Here is a 16,744-nt window from a genome sequence, read left to right as displayed (position 1 = left end):
GACCCGAACGATCGCCTTCATCCAGGAGTCTCGATATGTCCACCGTGATCGACATCGACACCCGCGGCGCGCAGCACTGCGAAACGACAGCACTGGGGGTGCTGCTGCGGCACCAGGGACTCGACCTGACCGAGCCCATGCTGTTCGGCCTCGGCGCCGGTCTGTCCTTCGTCTACTGGGACGGCAAGAACATGGGCTTCCCCTTCCTGGGGGGACGGGTCAAACCCTTCGACCTCACCAGGAATCTGGCCACCCGCCTCGGGCTGGAGCTGCTGGTCCAGGAGACCGGCTCCCCGCGTAGAGCCTGGGCCCATGCAACGGCCCTCATCGACACCGGCCGCCCCGTCGGACTTCAGCTCGACAGCTACCACCTGGACTATTTCGGCTCCAAGGTCCATTTCGGCGGCCACATCGTCGCCATGTACGGCTACGACGACCACAACGCCTACCTGGTGGACACCGACCAGCAAGGCGGAGCGGTCTCCACCAGCCTGGACAGCCTCGCCCGGGCCAGGGCCGCGCGCGGCCCGATGACCGCCAAGCACCGGTCCTTCGCCCTCACCGTTCCGGGAGGACTTCCCTCCCCGCGAGAACGGATCATCCCGGCCATCACCGCCTGTGCGGACGCCTTCCTCGACCCGCCCATCGCCAACCTCGGCCATCGCGGCATCGAGAAGGCCGGCAAGCTGGTACGCACCTGGCTTCAGCGCACCGACAACCCCCAGCGAGACCTGCCGCAGGCCGCCCTCCTGATGGAGAAGGGCGGTACCGGTGGCGCCCTGTTCCGCAACCTCTACCGCGACTTCCTCGCCGAATGCACCGATGTGCTCGACAGCAGCCACCTGCGCACCGGCCACACGCTGTACGCCGAGGCCGCCACCCTGTGGACTGAAGTAGCGCGACTGATCGGGACGGCTGGTGAATCGGGTGATGCGCAGCACCTCGTCCAGGCCGGCTCGCTCCTCGCAGATCTCTCCCGCGTGGAGCACGAGGCCATGCAGGTGCTCAGCCGTCTGGGCCGCGAGTCCCCTCGTACGATCCAGGGCTTGCCCGATAATTGATCTTGTGGCAGGCCGAGGTGAGTTGACGGACGCAGCGTGGGAGCGAAGAGAGCCGTGACGTGGTGGAACGACGCTTCGCCCGCCTGAAGCAGTTCCGTGCGATCGGCCTCGTCTGGGCGCCGGCACCGCGGATGGCGGCGGGCCCGGGTGAGATCGTGATTCGGGTGCGCGCGTCCGCGCTGAACCACGAGGTTCGACAAGGTCGCCGACCGCTACCGCGCCGGACTCGTCCCGGCCTCATTGGTCGTGTGGCTCGGCGAACCGGCTGGCCGATCATTTGTCACGCACGGCCAAGGCCGGCTCGCGCACCATGAACACGTCCACCGGTTCCTCGGTCTCACGTGTGAATCCGTGCCGCTCGTAAAGCCGCTGGGCCGGACTGCCTTGCAACACGTTCAGCCGAACCCGGGTGCCATCGCGGTCACACCGCTCCAGCAACCCACGCAGCACAGCAGTACCGATGCCACTGCCCTGCAGGTGCGGAGCCAGGTAGAAGTGCTCCAACCAGTGGGCGTCCTCGGCAGGCCGAAGCGACACACAGCCAGCGAACAGACCATCCACCTCGATCACCCACGTGTGCGCCGGCGTGAACCCCTCCCGCAGCCGCTGCCGCACTCGCTGCTCGTCGTACCGCCCGAGCCGCTCCAGATCCGTCCGCAGCACCACGGCCCGCAGCTCGGCCACCGGCTCGACGTCCGCCATCGAAGCCGGCCGAATCATCCAGTCCCCCATGATCGCCAGGCTACCGCGCCAAGCTCTTCCCACTCCCACTGACGACCTGACTCAGCGAACCGGCCGGCTGATCAATTGTCGGACAGCCCCTCGCCGGTGCCTCCGGCGATGGGGGCCCCGGGTCTTCCGGTGGCGGTGACCAGGGACGGAACCACGCGGTCGACGACGTGGGGTTGAGGGCCACGGCAAGCGGGATGGTGAACGGCGGCAGCCCGCCGGCTCCTCCCTCGGAACCCTCACGGATCACGTGCCGTACGCCCGTGCCAAGCTCTGGATTCGCTCAAGTGCCCTCGCCTCGCGGCCGTCCATGTGGTGCGATGCCGGAAACGATCACAGAGCGGGGGGCGTGATGAGGGCAGGTGCGAAGAGTCGGCTGTTCACGGCAGGGGCCGTGGTCATGCTGCTGGGGGCGGGCAGCGCGGCGTCCGGTGCCACGGCCGGAGGCAGGGCGCTGGAGGGTGGCGCCGAGTCGGCGTACAGCCAGGGTTTCGAGACCCTCGTGGCCGGCAAGGGCTACTGGTTCAACTGCCCGCCGCTGACCAATCGTTCCTCCGCGCCCGTCGAGGTGCTGGGAGCGGAGCTGGTGGACGCGCCGGCAGGCTGGCGGACCGGAGAGGTCCGGGCGGTCGACTGGCGCGGCGAGGCCGTGGGGTTGGGGGCGTACGACGAGACCTTCGCCACCACGCCCTTGATGAGGGAGGACCGCGCGAAGGCGCCGGTGCGTGTTGAGCCCGGTGAGCGCAGCACCGTCTGGTACATGGTGCGCGCCGAGCCCCGGTCCGCGTCCGCCGCCGGCCGGGCGGCAGGCTGCCGGTTCACCTACCGCTCGGCCCAACGGGTCTACACCCAGGAGCTGGGCGCCACCTTCTTCCTCGGCCCCATGCACGGCTGAGGGTCCGGGCGGAGGCCGCGGGCTCGCCTTCACCGGGAGCGTGGTGCCCGCTCTATGCCGTGGAGGTGCCCGCGCGGGGTCAGTCCATGCCGGCCGACGTGGCCGAGCGTACGAAGCCACGTGGCCGCGCCGGTTCCGGGCAAAGGCCGGTCCGAGACCCCGGACCGCGGCGCGGGTCTCGCCCGCCGGTGCCAAGATGGCCGAGTGACGGAAGAAGGAGCCCACCGGTCGTCCCGCATCCCGGTCGTCCGGCCGCCCCGGCCGGCCGGTTGGAAGCACACCACCGGCGGGCACTCCGGCGCGCCGGTGCCCGCACTCCTCGCGGTCGCCCGGCTGGGCCTCCGATCGCGCGACAGGCCGACGCCAGCGTGACCTCGTATCCCGGTAAGGAATCACGGCATGACCACCCAGCACGCCTTTCCCCTGGAGCCCACCTCGATCCATGTGTCCGACGAGGTCCTCGACGACCTGCGCGCCCGCCTCACATCGACCCGTCCCCCTCTGGACGAGGGCAATGAGGACTGGTCCTACGGCGTCCCGGACAGCTACCTGCGTGAGCTGGTCGCCCATTGGCGGGACGGCTACGACTGGCGCAAGGCCGAGGCGGCCATCAACGTTTACGAGCACTACCAGGTGGACGTCGCCGGTGTCCCTGTGCACTTCATGCGTAAGCCCGGCCGCGGCCCGGGTCCGATTCCGTTGATCCTCACCCACGGCTGGCCGTGGACGTTCTGGCACTGGTCGAAGGTGATCGACCCGCTCGCCGACCCGGCCGCTTTCGGCGGCGACCCCGCCGACGCGTTCGACGTCATCGTGCCGTCCCTGCCCGGATTCGGCTTTCCCGGCCCGCTCACCGGCTTTCCGGACGTCAACTTCTGGAAGGTGGCCGACCTCTGGCACACCCTGATGACCAAGACCCTGGGGCACGCGAAGTACGCCGCCGGGGGCTGCGACATCGGCGGGATCGTCTCCAGCCAGCTCGGCCACAAGTACGCCGACCAGCTGTACGGCATCCACATCGGTTCGGGGCTGCCGCTCGACTTCTTCAACGGCCCCCGGGCCTGGGACTTCGCGCGGAATCGGCCCCTCTCCGACGACCAGCCCGCCGACGTCCGGGCCCGCGTCATCGAGCTGGACCACCGCTGGGCCCCCCACCTCGCCGTGCACATGCTCGACGGCGCGACTCTGGCCCACGGGCTGAGCGACTCACCCGCCGGACTGCTCGCCTGGCTGCTGGAGCGGTGGAACGCCTGGAGCGACAACGGCGGCGACGTCGAGTCCGTCTTCAGCAAGGACGACCTGCTCACCCACGCCACGATCTACTGGGTGAACAACTCCATCGCCACGTCGATGCGCTACTACGCCAACGCCAACCGCCACCCGTGGGCGCCCGCCCACGACCGCACCCCGGTCGTGCAGGCCCCGGTCGGCCTCACCTTCGTCACATACGAGAACCCGCCCGGCGTCCACACCGCCGACGAGCGGGTGCGGGCGTTCGAGACCGGCCCGCAGGCCGCCTGGTTCAACCACGTCAACGTCAACGCGCACGACCACGGCGGCCACTTCATCCCCTGGGAGAACCCCGACGCCTGGGTGAGCGATCTGCGCCGCACCTTCCACGGCCGGCGGCCCTGACAACAGTGCGGTCACAGGCTGATGGGGTGCGGGGGCGAAGGGGTTCAGGTCGGCTCGGCCGTCCGGACGGTCCAGGGGTCGGGCTGTCGCCGTCCGCTCGGGGTGAGGCAGGGCGGTCCGGCACCGGACGCGCCCGATCCCGCACCCCGCAGCGGGGCCACCGCCCGGGGCACCGTTCAGGGTCAGAAGTCGACGACTTCGGAATGGACGTACGCCATGATCCAGAAGCCGGCCACGGTGAAGGCGCCGACGAGGCTCCACCCGGTGACGCCCATCGGGTTGAAGCCCATGAGGTGGTAGGCGACCATCAGGTAGGGCACGGTCAGCACCAGCCATCCGCCCAGCAGCGGGAAGAGGCGCAGGCCGAGCAGAGCGACCCAGGAGGCTCCCAGGAGAGCCCACCCCAGCAGCAGCCACCCCAGCGACGCCCACTCCGACGACGTCAGGTACGTCTCCGTGTGGCCCCGGACCACCATCCGCACCACCTCTCCGCGCCAGAGACGCAGTTCGGCCGTGTCCCCGCGTCGCACCACGCGGTAGGTCCGCTCCTCCACGTCCAGCCCCTCGCTGCGCCGGCCGAAGCGGACGGTCACGCTGTAGTGCGTGGTGCAGGACCGGAGACCATTGCTGTCCGTCGTGCAGGACTCGCGGGTTCCCGAGCCCGTGATCTCGGCCGAGGTCCGGTTGACGCAGTCGTCGGCCGCCTTTCCCGACGCACCGGCCGGGCACAGGGAGGCATTCCTGAACACGGCGATGACCCGCTGGTGCACCTCGACGCGATCGACGCACTCGACGATGCCCGGCACGGCGACCGCGAGGATCAGCAGGCGCAGCAGTAACCACCGCATGACGTCCTCCCGTCGAACGCTTCGGGTCGCTCACCCAACCGCTCCAGCCTGAGCCATCGGCGAAGGGGAGGGCAACGGCTCAGCCGCGCCGGCCCGGCGGTGGGCTGCCATGACGGTGCGGCCGGCTGAGGCGACGGCGCCACGGCGTCGGGCGAGCGGCCGGGCGGACGCGTGTCAGTCGCGCCTGGCGCGGTGTCGGCGGGGTATCCGGCGTGCATGAAAATGCCGAAACCGCTGAAGATCGCCTTACTGCTCCTGGGTGTGTACGTACTGTCGGTGCTGATGCTCCGGTTCGGGCGCAACGGCATGGAGTGGGACCGCGCCCTGCTCATCGGCCTGGTGATGGCCCCAGTCGTGCTGCTGTGGAGCCACGTCAGGGACCGCGTCGACGAGGGGGCCAGCACACGCGGCCGGCGCTGGCGCCGGCGCTGGCAGGAGAAGCGTCAGACCTGACCCGGCCGGCCCGGCATCCCCGACCGGGGGCGGCCGGGCCGGCGGCGGGGATCCGCTCGGCGATCGCCTCGCCGGCCGGGCCGGCCGCTGTCGGCGCCCCTGGGTTTCACTCCTGATGGGTCGCGTGGCGGGGCCGGGCCCAGGGGCGGACCGGCAGCTTCCCACCTGTTGGCGTGCGTGTACGCCGAGGGTGTCGTGCCTCCGGGGAACGCAGGGGGTTCGCCTCCGGCCATGGGGGGGCTAGGTTGCCCGGATGGAGGAGTGGGAGCGCTGGGAGCGACGGGTACAGACGGCCGCGCATCCCGTGGCCTACCGCCTGGTGCGGGCGGTCGCCGCCCGTGGACCCGTGGTGCGGGTACCACGGGTCGGGGTGGTGGTGAGCGATGCCCGCCTCGCTCGCGAAGTGCTCACGGACGCCGAGAGGTACACCAAGACGGGGCCGGGCGCGGCGGCCGCCCTGTGGGGTCCGGTGCTCGGCTCACGTGTGCTGATCGCCCTGGACGGCGCCGAGCACGCCGCGCTGCGCAGGCGGCTCGGGGGGCTGTTCACGCCCGGAGCCGTGGCGGCCGTCTGCGAGCGGGTGCTGCGCGCCCCGCTGGACGGGCTGGGGCGCAGGCTCGCGGCGGGCGAGCGAGTGGACCTGGTGCGGGTGGTCCGGGACGGGGCCGCGGAGGTGATCCGCGAGTTGGTCGGACTCCCCGCCGGCGGGCCCGACTTCACGGACGCCGCCGCGGTGGTGGCGTCCCTGCGGCTGTGGCGGACGACGCTGAGCGGACGGCAGACCGAGCGCGCTCGGGCCGTGTTGGTCCGGCTGAGCGAGGCGGCGGTGGCGGCCTGGCGGGCCGGCGACGAGTCCACGGTGCCGGGGAGACTGCGGGTCCTGGGCCTGGACGAAGCCGAGGCGCGGGGGGCGGTCGGGCTGTTCCTGCTGACCGGCACCGAGACGCTGGTCTCCTTCGTCCCCCGGCTGGTCGCGCTCGCCCACGACACGGGCCGGGGGCCGGACGCCATCACCGACGCCCTGGTGGAGGAGGCACTGCGGGTGACCTCCCCGACTCCGGTGATGCTGCGCAGCGCGGCCCGGCCCGGACGGATCGGCGGCGTCCGCGTGGAGGCCGGGGAACGGGTGGTGATAGCCACGCTGTTGTGCACCGGGGCGTACGGCCCCTTCTCACCGGACCGGGACCCGGCCGAGACCACCGACCTGCGCCGGCTCTGGTTCGGAGCGGGGCCGCATTTCTGCCTCGGCATGCCGCTTGCCATGGCGGAGACCCGGGCGGTGGTGGACGGTCTGCGCGGCTTCCCGCACCTGACGATCACCGACCGGCGCCCCGCGCGGGGGGTGCTGATCCCCGCGTACGCACGACTCACCCTCCAGGCGACAGGACGGGCGGGCGCCCGGGCGAAGGCCCCATCGAGGATCCCGCCGGCACCCGGACGTGGCACCGGCACACGGCTGCGTGCCCGGCGGCCCGGCGGCTGACAGGCACCGCCACCGCATGCCGTACGGCTGCGGCCGCGGTCACCGTGTGAGGGCGGGCCCGACCGCCCACGAACAGCGGTGATCGCTGCCGGCCGGGTCCTCGCTTCCTTCCGTGCCGCCGGACGCACGCAAGCGCGCATTCCAGGACGGCGGGGCACGGGTTGGCCGATTCGAGCCGTACGCGCGCGACCCAACGATTCGTCACCGCATGTCGAACGGCTGGACGGTGAGAACCGCGCCCCCACGACCTGCCGCTGCGTGTCTCGAAATGCACACGCCCGTCGGGAAGGTCATCACTCCTACCCCGGTTCTCGCGGAGTATTACCGACTGCACAGGCGGTAGTGCGGTACGCACAGGAAAGGTGAACGGAAGGTTGCGGGAACGCCTTGCCGATTGGCCTGTGTGCGCCGTTGCCGGAGGAAATGCGTCCACCTAGCTTTGTGCACTGCGTCGGCGGCGCCCCGCTCGATCAGGACGGGTCGCCGGCCCACGCATGACGCAGCACCAGTCCTGCTCATCCCACGACGAAAGGGTATGACGATGGCCTACGAGCGTCCCACTCTCACCAAGGTCGGCGACTTCCAGAAGGTCACCGGACTGGCCGGCCAGGGCAGCCCCGACCTGCTGGGCGGCCACAGCCTGCTTTGATCCGGCCCACCCGACGGCCCCGGGCGGCCTGAACTCCGACGGTTCGCCCCGGGGCGCGTGGGGCCGGAGCGTGGGCGGCGTATTCGCGCCGCCCACGCTCGTCCCCGCACCGCTGCCGAGACCGCGTCGACCAAGAGGGGCCTGTGCATGACGACCGGGATGTCATTTCCCACGGGGGCGAGTTGGTTCCTGGTCCTGCCGGACACCGATGCCGTCGCGGCCCTGGCCGCGCTGGTACGCCCCGGTGCAGCGCGGGAGATCCGGCACGCCTCGGGCCGACCCTGGCTGCTGGGGCGTTGGCCGGAGGGCGCCATGACGGCGGCGACCCGAGGACGCATCCGGTTGTGCGTGCTGGGACAGCACGCGGTGACCGAGCGGGAGGCGGCGCGTGCCGCCGGCGCCGGATCGCCCGAGGCTGCCGAGCGGCTCGCCCGCACATGGCCCGGCAGTCACCACCTGCTCGCCAGCTTCGACGGGGAAACCCTCGCCCGTGGCCCCGTCACCGGCGTACGCAGCCTCTTCGTGGCGCGGGCACGCGGCGCGGACAACGCGTGCGTCGTGGCCGACCGCGCCGACGTCCTGGCCGACCTGGTCGGCGCGGAGCTGGACGAGGGCCGGCTGGCCGTCCAGCTGCTCAGCCCCGGAATCCTGCATCCCCTGACGGCTCAGACGGTCTGGCGCGGCGTCGACGTCGTACCCGGCGACCACCGCCTGACGCTCGACCGCGACGGGCACGCCCGTACGAGCCGGCACTGGTCACCGCCGCCGGCCGAACTGTCGCTGGCCGAGGGCGCCCGGATGGTCCGCGACAGGCTGGCCGACGCGGTCGCCGTACGCGTCGCGGGCGGCAAGCCCGTCAGCGCCGACCTGGGCGGGGTCGACTCCACCGCCGTGGTCTGCACCGCCGCCCGCTCGGGAGTCGAGATCGTCGCCTACACCGCCGCCATCCACGACGTCCTCGGCGACGACGTCACCTACGCGCGGCGCACGGCGGAGGCGCTCGACTCACTGGAGCACCACGTGGTGCCCGCGACCGCCGTGCCCCTGACCTTCGACGGCGTGCACGAACTCGACGACGACCTCGACACCCCGTCGCTGTACGCCGTCAACCGCCACCGGCGCATGTACATCATCGAGCGGGCCGCGGAGCGCGGCTCCTCGCTGCACCTGAGCGGAATGGGCGGGGACGAACTGTTCAGCGGCGCCAGCGCCCACGTCCACGGCCTGGTGCGGCGACACCCCCGTACGGGCCGGCACCACGCCCGCGGCTTCGTCTCCAGGCACCGGTGGTCCCGCCGAACGGCATGGCGCCAGTTGCTCGACGGCCGCTCCTACGGAGCCTGGCTCGACCGGGTGGCACGCGACCTCACTCTGCCCCAACCTCCCATGTCGGTGCCCCTCTTCGAGTGGGGCACCCCGCCACGGCTGCCCCCCTGGGCCACCGGCCGGGCCGTCGAGGCCGTACGGGATCTCATCCGTACGCAGGCCAGGGAGGCGGAACCGCTCGGCAGCGGGCACGGCGTGCACCGCGAGCTGGCCACGATGCGCTCCCTCGCCCGCTTCGCCCGGCACGTGGGGCAGATGTCCGAGCCCCTGGGGGTCACCTTCGCCTCCCCCTACTACGACGACCTGATCGTCGAGGCGGCACTCGCGGTCCGTCCCGAGGAACGTGTGACCCCCTGGCGGTACAAGCCGCTGATCGAGGAGGCCATGCGGGGCGTCGTGCCCGATGACAGCCGCCGGCGGACGACCAAGGCCCACGCGGCCTTCGAGGAGGAAACCGGGCTGCGCAGGCACCGGTCCTCCCTGCTTGCCCTGTGGGAGGACGCCCGTCTGCACGACCTGGGGCTCATCGATGTGGAGGCCCTGCGCGCGTGGTGTCGCCGGCCGCTCGCCGCCGACCTGGAGAGCGCCCTGCTGCATGCCACGGTCGGCTGCGAGGTCTGGCTGCGTACCCGGGAGAATTTGGCCGGCCGAAGGGGCCGGACCCGAACCGATACAGGAGGCATCCCCGCATGACGATGACCCTGCGCCCCGGCGTGGTGACGGCCGACACCGAGTACGGGATGGCCCTGCTCGACCAGAGCAGCGGCGAGTACTACACCCTGAACCCCACCGCCGCCGTGATCGTGCGCGCCCTCCTCGACGGCACCACGACCGACCAGGCGGTGACAGCGCTCACCGACAAGTACGACGTGAGCGCCGAGCAGGTCGAGGAGGACATCGCCCGCATCCTGGAGGAGTTGCGCGCCGCCCGGCTGCTGACGGGCTGAGCCCCGGCGCCGCCACGCCCGCGCCCGCCGCGTCTTCCGTGTCCGCCGCGAGCACGGAGAACCACCCGCCGCGCCTTTCGAGCACGGCCCGCCGCCCGCGCCCCCGGACCGCCCGCCGCGCCGTCCACCCGTGCTCGTGTCCGTGCTCGTGTCCGTGTCCGTGTCCGTGTCCGTCATGGTGCCCGAAGGGGAGAGAGCAGTGTCCACCTCGCAAGTCGTCCCGTACGACCCCCGGTCGGTTCCGCTCGGCCCGCGGCTGGTGACCCGGCTGGTCGTCGTCTGCGCCCACGTCCTCGCACGCCGGTCCCCCGCCCGTATCCGCGACGTACTGCGGCGGTTGCGCAAGGGCGCCCGGCCGGCGACGCTCGCCGAGGCCGCCCGTGCGCGCGAGACCGTCCTGGCCGTCAGCCTGGCCGCCGGAGGGCAGCAGGGCTGCCTTCCCCGGTCGCTGGCAACCGTGCTGCTGTGCCGGCTGCGCGGTCAGTGGCCGACCTGGTGCGTCGGCGTGCGCACCCAGCCGCCGTTCGCAGCGCACGCCTGGGTGGAGGCCGAGGGGGTGCTCGTCGGCGAAGGGGCACCGGCCGACTACTTCCAGCGGTTCTTCACGGTGGACTGAGCGCAGGTGACCTCCTCCCCGCAGTTCGCGGAGCCTCCCCTCCGACCACCCGCGCCCGGGCGCACGGACCGCCGCGCGGAGCCGTCGCCCGCCTCGGAGGACCCCGGCGCACCGCCGGAACCGCCAGCGCCGAGCAACCCCGCGCCGGCCGGCGGCGTACGTTCCGAGGCAGCCGACGCACGCGCCGCACGCCCGGGAGCGCCCGCCGTGCGCGACGAGCGGGCGCGTCCCTGGCTCGTCCTCACCCACCTGCGGCCGCACCGCGCCGGCCTCCTCCTCGGCAGCGCGCTGTCCCTGGTGGGGAGCCTGCTGGCCCTGGCCCAGCCGCTGGTGGCCAAGCGCATGGTGGACGACCTTGACCACGGGCACCCCGCGCTGGGCGCACTGGCCGCGCTCAGTGCCCTGGTCGTCGCGGGCGCCGCCACCGCCGCACTGGGCCAGTACGTGCTGGAGCGCACCGCCGAGTCGGTCGCCTGCACGGCGCGCCGGCGCCTGTCGGAGCGCCTGCCGCGCCTGCGGCTGCCCGAGCTCAACCGCACCGAGCCGGGTGAGCTGATCTCCCGGGTGACGTCCGACACCACAGTGCTGCGCCAGGTCGCCACACGCTCGATCGCCACCGCCGGCAGCGGCCTGGTGGTCGTGGTGGCGACGCTGCTGCTGATGGCGCTCCTTGACCCGGTGCTGCTGAGCATCACGCTGGTCACCATCGCGCTCATTGGCGCGACCGTCGCCGTGGCCGTCCCCCACATCGGCCGGGCCGCCCGCCGGGCCCAGGAGGCGGTGGGCCGCATGGGCTCCCTGCTGGAACGCACCCTGGGCGCCCTGCGCACCATCAAGGCGTCGGGTGCCGAAGGCCGGGAGACGGCCGGTCTGCACCGGGCGGCCGAGGACGCCCGTCGGGCCGGGACCCGGGCCGCCCGGTGGCAGGCCCTGTCGGCCACCACCTCCACCGTCGCCGTGCAGCTGTCCTTCCTCGTCGTCCTGGGCGTGGGCGGAGCGCGGGTGGCGACCGGAGCCATCACCGTGTCGACCCTCGTCGCCTTCCTCCTGTACGTCTTCGCGCTCGCCCCGCGCGTCGGGCAACTGGTCGAGGCGGTCGGCCTGTTGCAGGCGGGATCGGCCGCCGCCGCGCGTATCGGCGAGGTCCACTCCATGGAGACCGAGCCGGCCGGTCCGCTCCCGGCCCCGGCCGGCGCGGCGCGGCCCCGCAGTCCCGCCCGCGTCGTCTTCCAGGGGGTGCGCTTCTCCTACGGCCCCGGCTCCCCGGCCGTGCACGAGGACCTGACCTTCACCGTGCCACCGCGGACCACCACGGCCCTGGTCGGCCCGTCGGGAGCGGGCAAGACCACCGTCTTCTCCCTGCTCGAGCGCTTCTACCAACCGGACGGTGGTCGCATCCTCCTCGACGGCCAGGACATCGCGCGCCTCCCGCTGTCCCGGCTGCGCGCACTCATCGGTTACGTCGAGCAGGACTCACCGATCCTGTCCGGCACCCTGCGGGACAACCTCCTCCTCAGCGCCCCCGACGCCGATGCGGCGCAGCTGCACGACGTCCTTCACCGCACCCGCCTGGACTCCCTCGTGGCGCGCCTGCCCGACGGAATCGACACCCCCATCGGCCATCGCGGCAGCACCCTGTCCGGTGGGGAACGGCAGCGGGTGGCCATCGCCCGCGCCCTGCTGCGCCGCCCGGGACTCCTCCTGCTGGACGAGGCGACCTCCCAGCTCGACGCCGCCAACGAGGCGGCGCTGCACGAGACCCTGGCGGACATCCGCCGCACCACCACGATTCTGGTGATCGCCCACCGGCTGTCGACGGTCACCACGGCCGATCAGATCCTGCTGCTGGAAGCCGGGCGGATACGGGCGGCCGGCACGCACGCGCAGTTGCTCACGACCGACGTCCGCTACCGCCGGCTGGCAGCGGCGCAACACCTCGCCTGACCCGCAAGAGGTGTGGTCCGGGGAGTTCCCCGCGAGGGGCGGGGCGTGGGGACGACGCTTGCCGGGGCCCGCGTGCGGGGCCGGCATGGGCTCGGGTCTGCGCCTCCGCGCAGAGGCGACGGGGTTACCGGCGGTTATTCGTACGGGCCGTCCGGTTCTTTAGTTCTGCGGTCTCAAAACGCAGGACCCAAAGGAAACCGAAGGCGGTGAGATACACCACAGAGAAAGATGTTAAACCGTATACGAACTCACCGTGAGAAGCGGTCGGCGCACCGCGACCCAAGGCCGTCGCACCGAATTGTTTCGGCCCCTGAGGCGGGTGCGGAACCGCCGCTACGAACGGTGGTTCCGGGAGTGGACCGACCGAGGAGGGACGCCATTCAGGTCACCGAGGACGCCACCCTCGCCGCCGGGCCCGGCCGACCCCAGAGCAACAGAACCGACCAATCACCCGCAGCGACTCTACGGACAATCTACCCATAGGGGGCATATCTTCCGATTGGCTGCGCCGTGACCCCGCTGTATGTTTCGACGTGCAACAAATCGAATGCTGCGTCGGTGAGAGGGAGAAACACGGTGAACCACGCTTCACGTCAGCAGAGTTGGAAGATCCAGACCGAATTACCCGTCGCATACGAGATAGTCGAATCGCACGGTCTGCTGAATCCGGAAAACCCCGAACTGCTCACCATTCCGGGCGGCGGACGCGGCTCCGGAACACGTCTGGTGATTCTCGACCATTCCGTCGACGAGCTGTACGGCGCCGCGGTGCGCGCGTACTTCTCGGAAAACGAAGTGAAGGTCGAGTATCTGACGCTTCCCGGCTCGGAGGAGAACAAGTCCATCGAGCGCGTGCTGGAAGTCGTCAACAAACTGAACGAGGTGGGCACCAATCGGCTCAGTTCGCCGCCGATCGTCATCGGCGGCGGGGTCGTGGCCGACGTGGTGGGGCTCGCCGCGAGCCTCTACCGGCGGGGCATCCCGTTCGTCCGGGTACCCACCACCCTGCTCGGTCAGGTGGACGTCAGCGTCGCCGCCAAGTCGGGAATCAATTACGGCGGATACCGCAACCGCCTCGGGGCCTACACGCCTCCCCCGAGGACCCTGATCGACCGGTCCTTCCTCGCCACCGTCCCGGACCGGCAACTGCGCAACGGTATGGGCGAGATCTTCAAGATGGCTCTGATCAAGGACCTCCGGTTGTTCGAACTCCTGGAGGAATACGGCGCGGAACTCATCGAAACGCGCTTCCAGGATCCCGAGCCGGGCAGTGACGGCCTCCCGGGAACGGTGGCCGACGAGGTCATCGGCCGCGCCATCGCCGGGATGGCCGAGGAACTCCAGCCGAATCTGTGGGAGAAGGACCTCAAGCGTTCCGTCGACTACGGACACTCGTTCTCCCCCCTGGTGGAGATGCGGGCGCTGCCCGAGCTGCTGCACGGCGAGGCCGTGGCCATGGACTGCGTCTTCTCCGCGCTGATAGCCGCGGGCCGGGGCCTGATCGACGGCGGCCGGCTGGAGCGCATCGTCGCCGTGGCACGGCGCATGGGGCTCGAACCGTCGCACCCGCTCTTCTGCGACGTCGCCCTCGTCCTGGAGGGCCTCGCGGACACCGTCCTGCACCGCGACGGCATGCAGAACCTGCCGATGCTCACCGCGATCGGCGAGGTGTGCTTCCTCAACGACGTGACGGAGGCCGAGATCGAGCGCGCCTGCGACGGCATGGCCCGCCTGCTGGGCACGGACGCCGGCCGGCCCGGGCGGCCCGTCGGGGCCGACCGATGAGCGACGGTGCCGCCCGGACGGCCCCGCCGGAGAAGGCGGTCGTCGTCGTCACCGGCGGCAGCGCGGGAATCGGCCGCGCGTCCGCACTCGCGTTCGCCGAGGCCGGGATGCGCGTCGTCATCGCCGCCCGCAGCGAGGAGCGCGGCGCCGGGACCGAGCGCGAGATCCTGGACCGGGGAGGCGAGGCGACCTTCGTCCGATGCGACGTCACCAGCCCCGACGAGGTCCAGGAGCTCTTCGCCCGGACCGTCGAGCGGTACGGCCGGGTCGACTGCGCCTTCAACAACGCGGGAATCCCCGGCGACGGGCGGCTGGTCGACCTGACCCCCGAGGACTTCGACCGCACCATCGCCGTCAACGCCCGCGGGCTGTGGCTGTGCATGCGGGAGGAGCTGCGGATCATGTCCGCGCAGGGCGGCGGCAGCATCGTCAACAACACCTCGGTGCACGGCGTCCGGACCGTCTTCCCCGGCATCGGCGCGTACGTCGCCTCCAAGCACGCCGCGGTCGCGCTGACCCGCACGGCGGCCATGGAGCACGCCCACGAGGGCGTCCGTGTCAACGCCCTCGCCCCGGGGCCGATCGAATCCGACATGCTGGCCGCCTCGGAGGCGGCCGTGGGCGGGGCCACCACCTGGCGCGGCCTGATCCCGTCCGGTGAGATCGGCACGCCGCGCCAGGTGGCCGACGTGGCGCTCTGGCTGTTCTCCGCCTCGTCGTCGTACGTCAACGGCCAGGTCATCGGCGTCGACGGCGGCTTCCTCGCGACCTGACACCGGACCGCCCCTCCCCCTGCTCAGCACAGTGAAGGGCAGTGAAAGAACACCATGGAACGTTTCAGCACCTACGACTACATCGTGGTCGGCGCGGGCGCGGCCGGCAGCGTCGTCGCCGCCCGGCTGAGTGAGGACCCCGACCGCGGCGTCCTGGTCCTGGAGGCCGGACCGGCGGACACCGACCCGCGGATCGCCCGGCCCGCCTCCTGGCCGTCGCTGCTCGGCGGCGAACTGGACTGGGGCTACCGCACCGTCCCGCAGCCCGCCCTCGGCGGCAGGCGCCTGGCCTGGCCGCGCGGCCGGGTCGTCGGCGGGTCCGGCGCCATCAACGCCATGGTGCACATCCGTGGCGCCGCCTCCGACTTCGACGCCTGGCAGCGCTGGGGCGGCGAGACCTGGAACGCCCGCCACTTCCTCCCCTACCTGGAGGCCCTGGAAGGCCCCGCCCGGGAGACGCCGTACGGCACGCTGCCCGTGGCCGAGAACACCGAGCCCCACCCCTTCGCCGCCGCTTTCGTCGAGGCCGCCCGGAAATACGGACTGCCGCACAACGCGGACTTCAACGCCGGCCGTCAGGAGGGCGTGGGCCTCTACCGCACGACCCGCACCGCCGGCGCACCGGGCGCGCCGGCCCGCCGGGGCAATACCGCCCGCACCCATCTGGGCCCCGCCCTGGAGCGCCCCAATCTCACGCTCGCCACGGACGCGACCGTGCACGGCCTCCTGCTGGAGGGTGACCGCGTCACGGGCGTGCGGGTCCGGCACGGTGGCACGGTGACCTCCGTACGATGCGCGTCGGAGGTCGTGGTGTGCGCGGGCGCCGTCGCCGCCCCGCAACTGCTGCTGCTCAGCGGCATAGGTCCGGCCGGCGACCTGGCGGCGCTGGACATCGGCGTCGCCGTGGACCTGCCGGGTGTGGGCGCCGGCCTCCACGACCACGTGCAGGTCTCCCTGGCGTACGACACCACCGAGGGCCACCCCGTCGCCGCCTTCTCCAACCTCGGCGAGGCCGGCGGCTTCGTCCGCCTCGGCGCGGCGTCGGAGGAGCCGGAGGTGCAGCTGTCCTTCGCCCCCATGAAGAACCTCAACAACGCCGCGCGTCTCGGTCACGGCTTCACCATCGGTCCGGGTGTGACCCGTCCCCTCAGCCGTGGCCGGCTCACCCTGGCCTCCGCCGACCCGGACGCACATCCCCTGATCGACCCGGCCTACCTCACCCACCCGGCCGACGTGGACGTGCTGGTGGAGGGGGTGCGCATCGCCCTGGACATCGCCGCCACCGATCCGCTCGCCGGTCTGACCACCGGGCGCGCCCCGCTCGGGGCCACGGCGAGCCGCGGCGAACTGGAGGGGTTCGTACGCGCGCACGCCCAGACGCAGTTCCACCCGGTCGGCACCTGCCGGATGGGGGTGGACGGGGACGGCGGCGCGGTCGTCGACCCGAGGCTGCGGGTGCGGGGCGTGGACGGCCTGCGCGTGGCCGACGCCTCCGTCGTCCCCAACATGATCACCGGCAACATCCACGCGGCCGTGGCCGCGGTCGCCGAACGCGCGGCCCGGTTCATCCGAGAAGACAACGCATGAGGCAGGACCACCA

At 72.1% G+C, this 16,744-nt stretch carries 15 protein-coding genes; 13 read left to right on the top strand and 2 right to left on the bottom strand.

Translation table 11 applies throughout. From position 1 onward, the window contains the following. The first annotated feature begins 35 nt into the window (after nucleotides 1-35). A complete protein-coding gene (locus tag IE109_RS21215; protein ID WP_189552550.1) occupies nucleotides 36-1,061 on the top strand; it encodes a BtrH N-terminal domain-containing protein in 1,026 nt (341 codons plus the stop codon). Nucleotides 1,062-1,334: 273 nt separating this feature from the next. On the opposite strand, the gene IE109_RS21205 is transcribed toward IE109_RS21215, so the two are convergent. Next, nucleotides 1,335-1,793 carry a GNAT family N-acetyltransferase gene (locus tag IE109_RS21205; RefSeq protein WP_189552548.1) on the bottom strand — a complete coding sequence of 153 codons (459 nt, stop codon included), beginning with the start codon at nucleotides 1,791-1,793 and terminating at the stop codon, nucleotides 1,335-1,337. A 397-nt stretch (nucleotides 1,794-2,190) separates the two neighbouring features. Between IE109_RS21205 and IE109_RS21200 the strand changes: the two genes are divergently transcribed. Together IE109_RS21200 and IE109_RS21195 are read left to right on the top strand one after the other, a co-directional pair. Then, the gene (locus IE109_RS21200; protein ID WP_189552546.1) at nucleotides 2,191-2,685 is read left to right on the top strand and encodes a hypothetical protein; all 495 of its coding nucleotides are present in this window, start codon (nucleotides 2,191-2,193) and stop codon (nucleotides 2,683-2,685) included. Between the two features lie 399 nt (nucleotides 2,686-3,084). Beyond that, on the top strand, nucleotides 3,085-4,320 hold the full coding sequence (locus IE109_RS21195) for an epoxide hydrolase family protein (protein WP_189552544.1): 1,236 nt from the start codon (nucleotides 3,085-3,087) through the stop codon (nucleotides 4,318-4,320). Between the two features lie 182 nt (nucleotides 4,321-4,502). Here IE109_RS21195 and IE109_RS21190 read toward each other — a convergent pair whose 3' ends face one another. Next, on the bottom strand, nucleotides 4,503-5,168 hold the full coding sequence (locus IE109_RS21190) for a hypothetical protein (RefSeq protein WP_189552543.1): 666 nt from the start codon (nucleotides 5,166-5,168) through the stop codon (nucleotides 4,503-4,505). A 216-nt stretch (nucleotides 5,169-5,384) separates the two neighbouring features. On the opposite strand from IE109_RS21190, the gene IE109_RS21185 reads away from it, so the two are divergent. The 10 genes from IE109_RS21185 (at nucleotide 5,385) to IE109_RS21140 (ending at nucleotide 16,731) form a co-directional block, all read left to right on the top strand. After that, on the top strand, nucleotides 5,385-5,621 hold the full coding sequence (locus IE109_RS21185) for a hypothetical protein (protein ID WP_189552541.1): 237 nt from the start codon (nucleotides 5,385-5,387) through the stop codon (nucleotides 5,619-5,621). Between the two features lie 253 nt (nucleotides 5,622-5,874). Continuing rightward, nucleotides 5,875-7,104 (top strand): cytochrome P450, encoded by a 1,230-nt coding sequence (locus IE109_RS21180; protein ID WP_189552539.1) that lies wholly within the window; start codon nucleotides 5,875-5,877, stop codon nucleotides 7,102-7,104. A 541-nt stretch (nucleotides 7,105-7,645) separates the two neighbouring features. Continuing rightward, the gene (locus IE109_RS21175; protein ID WP_165995458.1) at nucleotides 7,646-7,753 is read left to right on the top strand and encodes a keywimysin-related RiPP; all 108 of its coding nucleotides are present in this window, start codon (nucleotides 7,646-7,648) and stop codon (nucleotides 7,751-7,753) included. A 159-nt stretch (nucleotides 7,754-7,912) separates the two neighbouring features. Then, nucleotides 7,913-9,772, top strand: coding sequence for an asparagine synthase-related protein (locus IE109_RS21170; RefSeq protein ID WP_229891367.1), 1,860 nt, complete (start codon nucleotides 7,913-7,915; stop codon nucleotides 9,770-9,772). After that, entirely contained in the window at nucleotides 9,769-10,026 is a 258-nt protein-coding gene (locus IE109_RS21165) for a lasso peptide biosynthesis PqqD family chaperone (RefSeq protein ID WP_229891365.1), read from the top strand. The genes IE109_RS21170 and IE109_RS21165 overlap by 4 nt, the downstream gene beginning before the upstream one ends. A 199-nt stretch (nucleotides 10,027-10,225) precedes the next feature. Beyond that, a complete protein-coding gene (locus IE109_RS21160; RefSeq protein ID WP_229891363.1) occupies nucleotides 10,226-10,642 on the top strand; it encodes a lasso peptide biosynthesis B2 protein in 417 nt (138 codons plus the stop codon). 207 nt (nucleotides 10,643-10,849) lie between these two features. Beyond that, the gene (locus IE109_RS21155; protein WP_189552536.1) at nucleotides 10,850-12,586 is read left to right on the top strand and encodes an ABC transporter ATP-binding protein; all 1,737 of its coding nucleotides are present in this window, start codon (nucleotides 10,850-10,852) and stop codon (nucleotides 12,584-12,586) included. Between the two features lie 576 nt (nucleotides 12,587-13,162). Continuing rightward, a complete protein-coding gene (locus tag IE109_RS21150) occupies nucleotides 13,163-14,371 on the top strand; it encodes a sedoheptulose 7-phosphate cyclase (protein WP_229891361.1) in 1,209 nt (402 codons plus the stop codon). Further along, nucleotides 14,368-15,144, top strand: a complete 777-nt coding sequence (locus tag IE109_RS21145; protein ID WP_189552533.1) for an SDR family NAD(P)-dependent oxidoreductase — start codon at nucleotides 14,368-14,370, stop codon at nucleotides 15,142-15,144. The genes IE109_RS21150 and IE109_RS21145 overlap by 4 nt, the downstream gene beginning before the upstream one ends. Nucleotides 15,145-15,198: 54 nt before the next feature. After that, the gene (locus IE109_RS21140; RefSeq protein WP_189552531.1) at nucleotides 15,199-16,731 is read left to right on the top strand and encodes a GMC family oxidoreductase; all 1,533 of its coding nucleotides are present in this window, start codon (nucleotides 15,199-15,201) and stop codon (nucleotides 16,729-16,731) included. The last annotated feature ends 13 nt before the right edge of the window (nucleotides 16,732-16,744 follow it).

The organism is Streptomyces lavendofoliae (assembly GCF_014649735.1).
Taxonomy (GTDB): domain Bacteria; phylum Actinomycetota; class Actinomycetes; order Streptomycetales; family Streptomycetaceae; genus Streptomyces; species Streptomyces lavendofoliae.
The sequence above is the reverse complement of the archived record's forward strand: the minus strand, read 5'-3'. Positions and strand labels throughout refer to the sequence as shown.

What these genes read in the sequence shown, in the direction of transcription:
- IE109_RS21215 (WP_189552550.1), top strand. Translation starts at nt 36, where the DNA reads ATGTCCACCGTGATCGACATCGACACCCGCGGCGCGCAGCACTGCGAA.
- IE109_RS21205 (WP_189552548.1), bottom strand. Translation starts at nt 1,793, where the DNA reads ATGGGGGACTGGATGATTCGGCCGGCTTCGATGGCGGACGTCGAGCCG.
- IE109_RS21200 (WP_189552546.1), top strand. Translation starts at nt 2,191, where the DNA reads ATGCTGCTGGGGGCGGGCAGCGCGGCGTCCGGTGCCACGGCCGGAGGC.
- IE109_RS21195 (WP_189552544.1), top strand. Translation starts at nt 3,085, where the DNA reads ATGACCACCCAGCACGCCTTTCCCCTGGAGCCCACCTCGATCCATGTG.
- IE109_RS21190 (WP_189552543.1), bottom strand. Translation starts at nt 5,168, where the DNA reads ATGCGGTGGTTACTGCTGCGCCTGCTGATCCTCGCGGTCGCCGTGCCG.
- IE109_RS21185 (WP_189552541.1), top strand. Translation starts at nt 5,385, where the DNA reads ATGAAAATGCCGAAACCGCTGAAGATCGCCTTACTGCTCCTGGGTGTG.
- IE109_RS21180 (WP_189552539.1), top strand. Translation starts at nt 5,875, where the DNA reads ATGGAGGAGTGGGAGCGCTGGGAGCGACGGGTACAGACGGCCGCGCAT.
- IE109_RS21175 (WP_165995458.1), top strand. Translation starts at nt 7,646, where the DNA reads ATGGCCTACGAGCGTCCCACTCTCACCAAGGTCGGCGACTTCCAGAAG.
- IE109_RS21170 (WP_229891367.1), top strand. Translation starts at nt 7,913, where the DNA reads ATGTCATTTCCCACGGGGGCGAGTTGGTTCCTGGTCCTGCCGGACACC.
- IE109_RS21165 (WP_229891365.1), top strand. Translation starts at nt 9,769, where the DNA reads ATGACGATGACCCTGCGCCCCGGCGTGGTGACGGCCGACACCGAGTAC.
- IE109_RS21145 (WP_189552533.1), top strand. Translation starts at nt 14,368, where the DNA reads ATGAGCGACGGTGCCGCCCGGACGGCCCCGCCGGAGAAGGCGGTCGTC.
- IE109_RS21140 (WP_189552531.1), top strand. Translation starts at nt 15,199, where the DNA reads ATGGAACGTTTCAGCACCTACGACTACATCGTGGTCGGCGCGGGCGCG.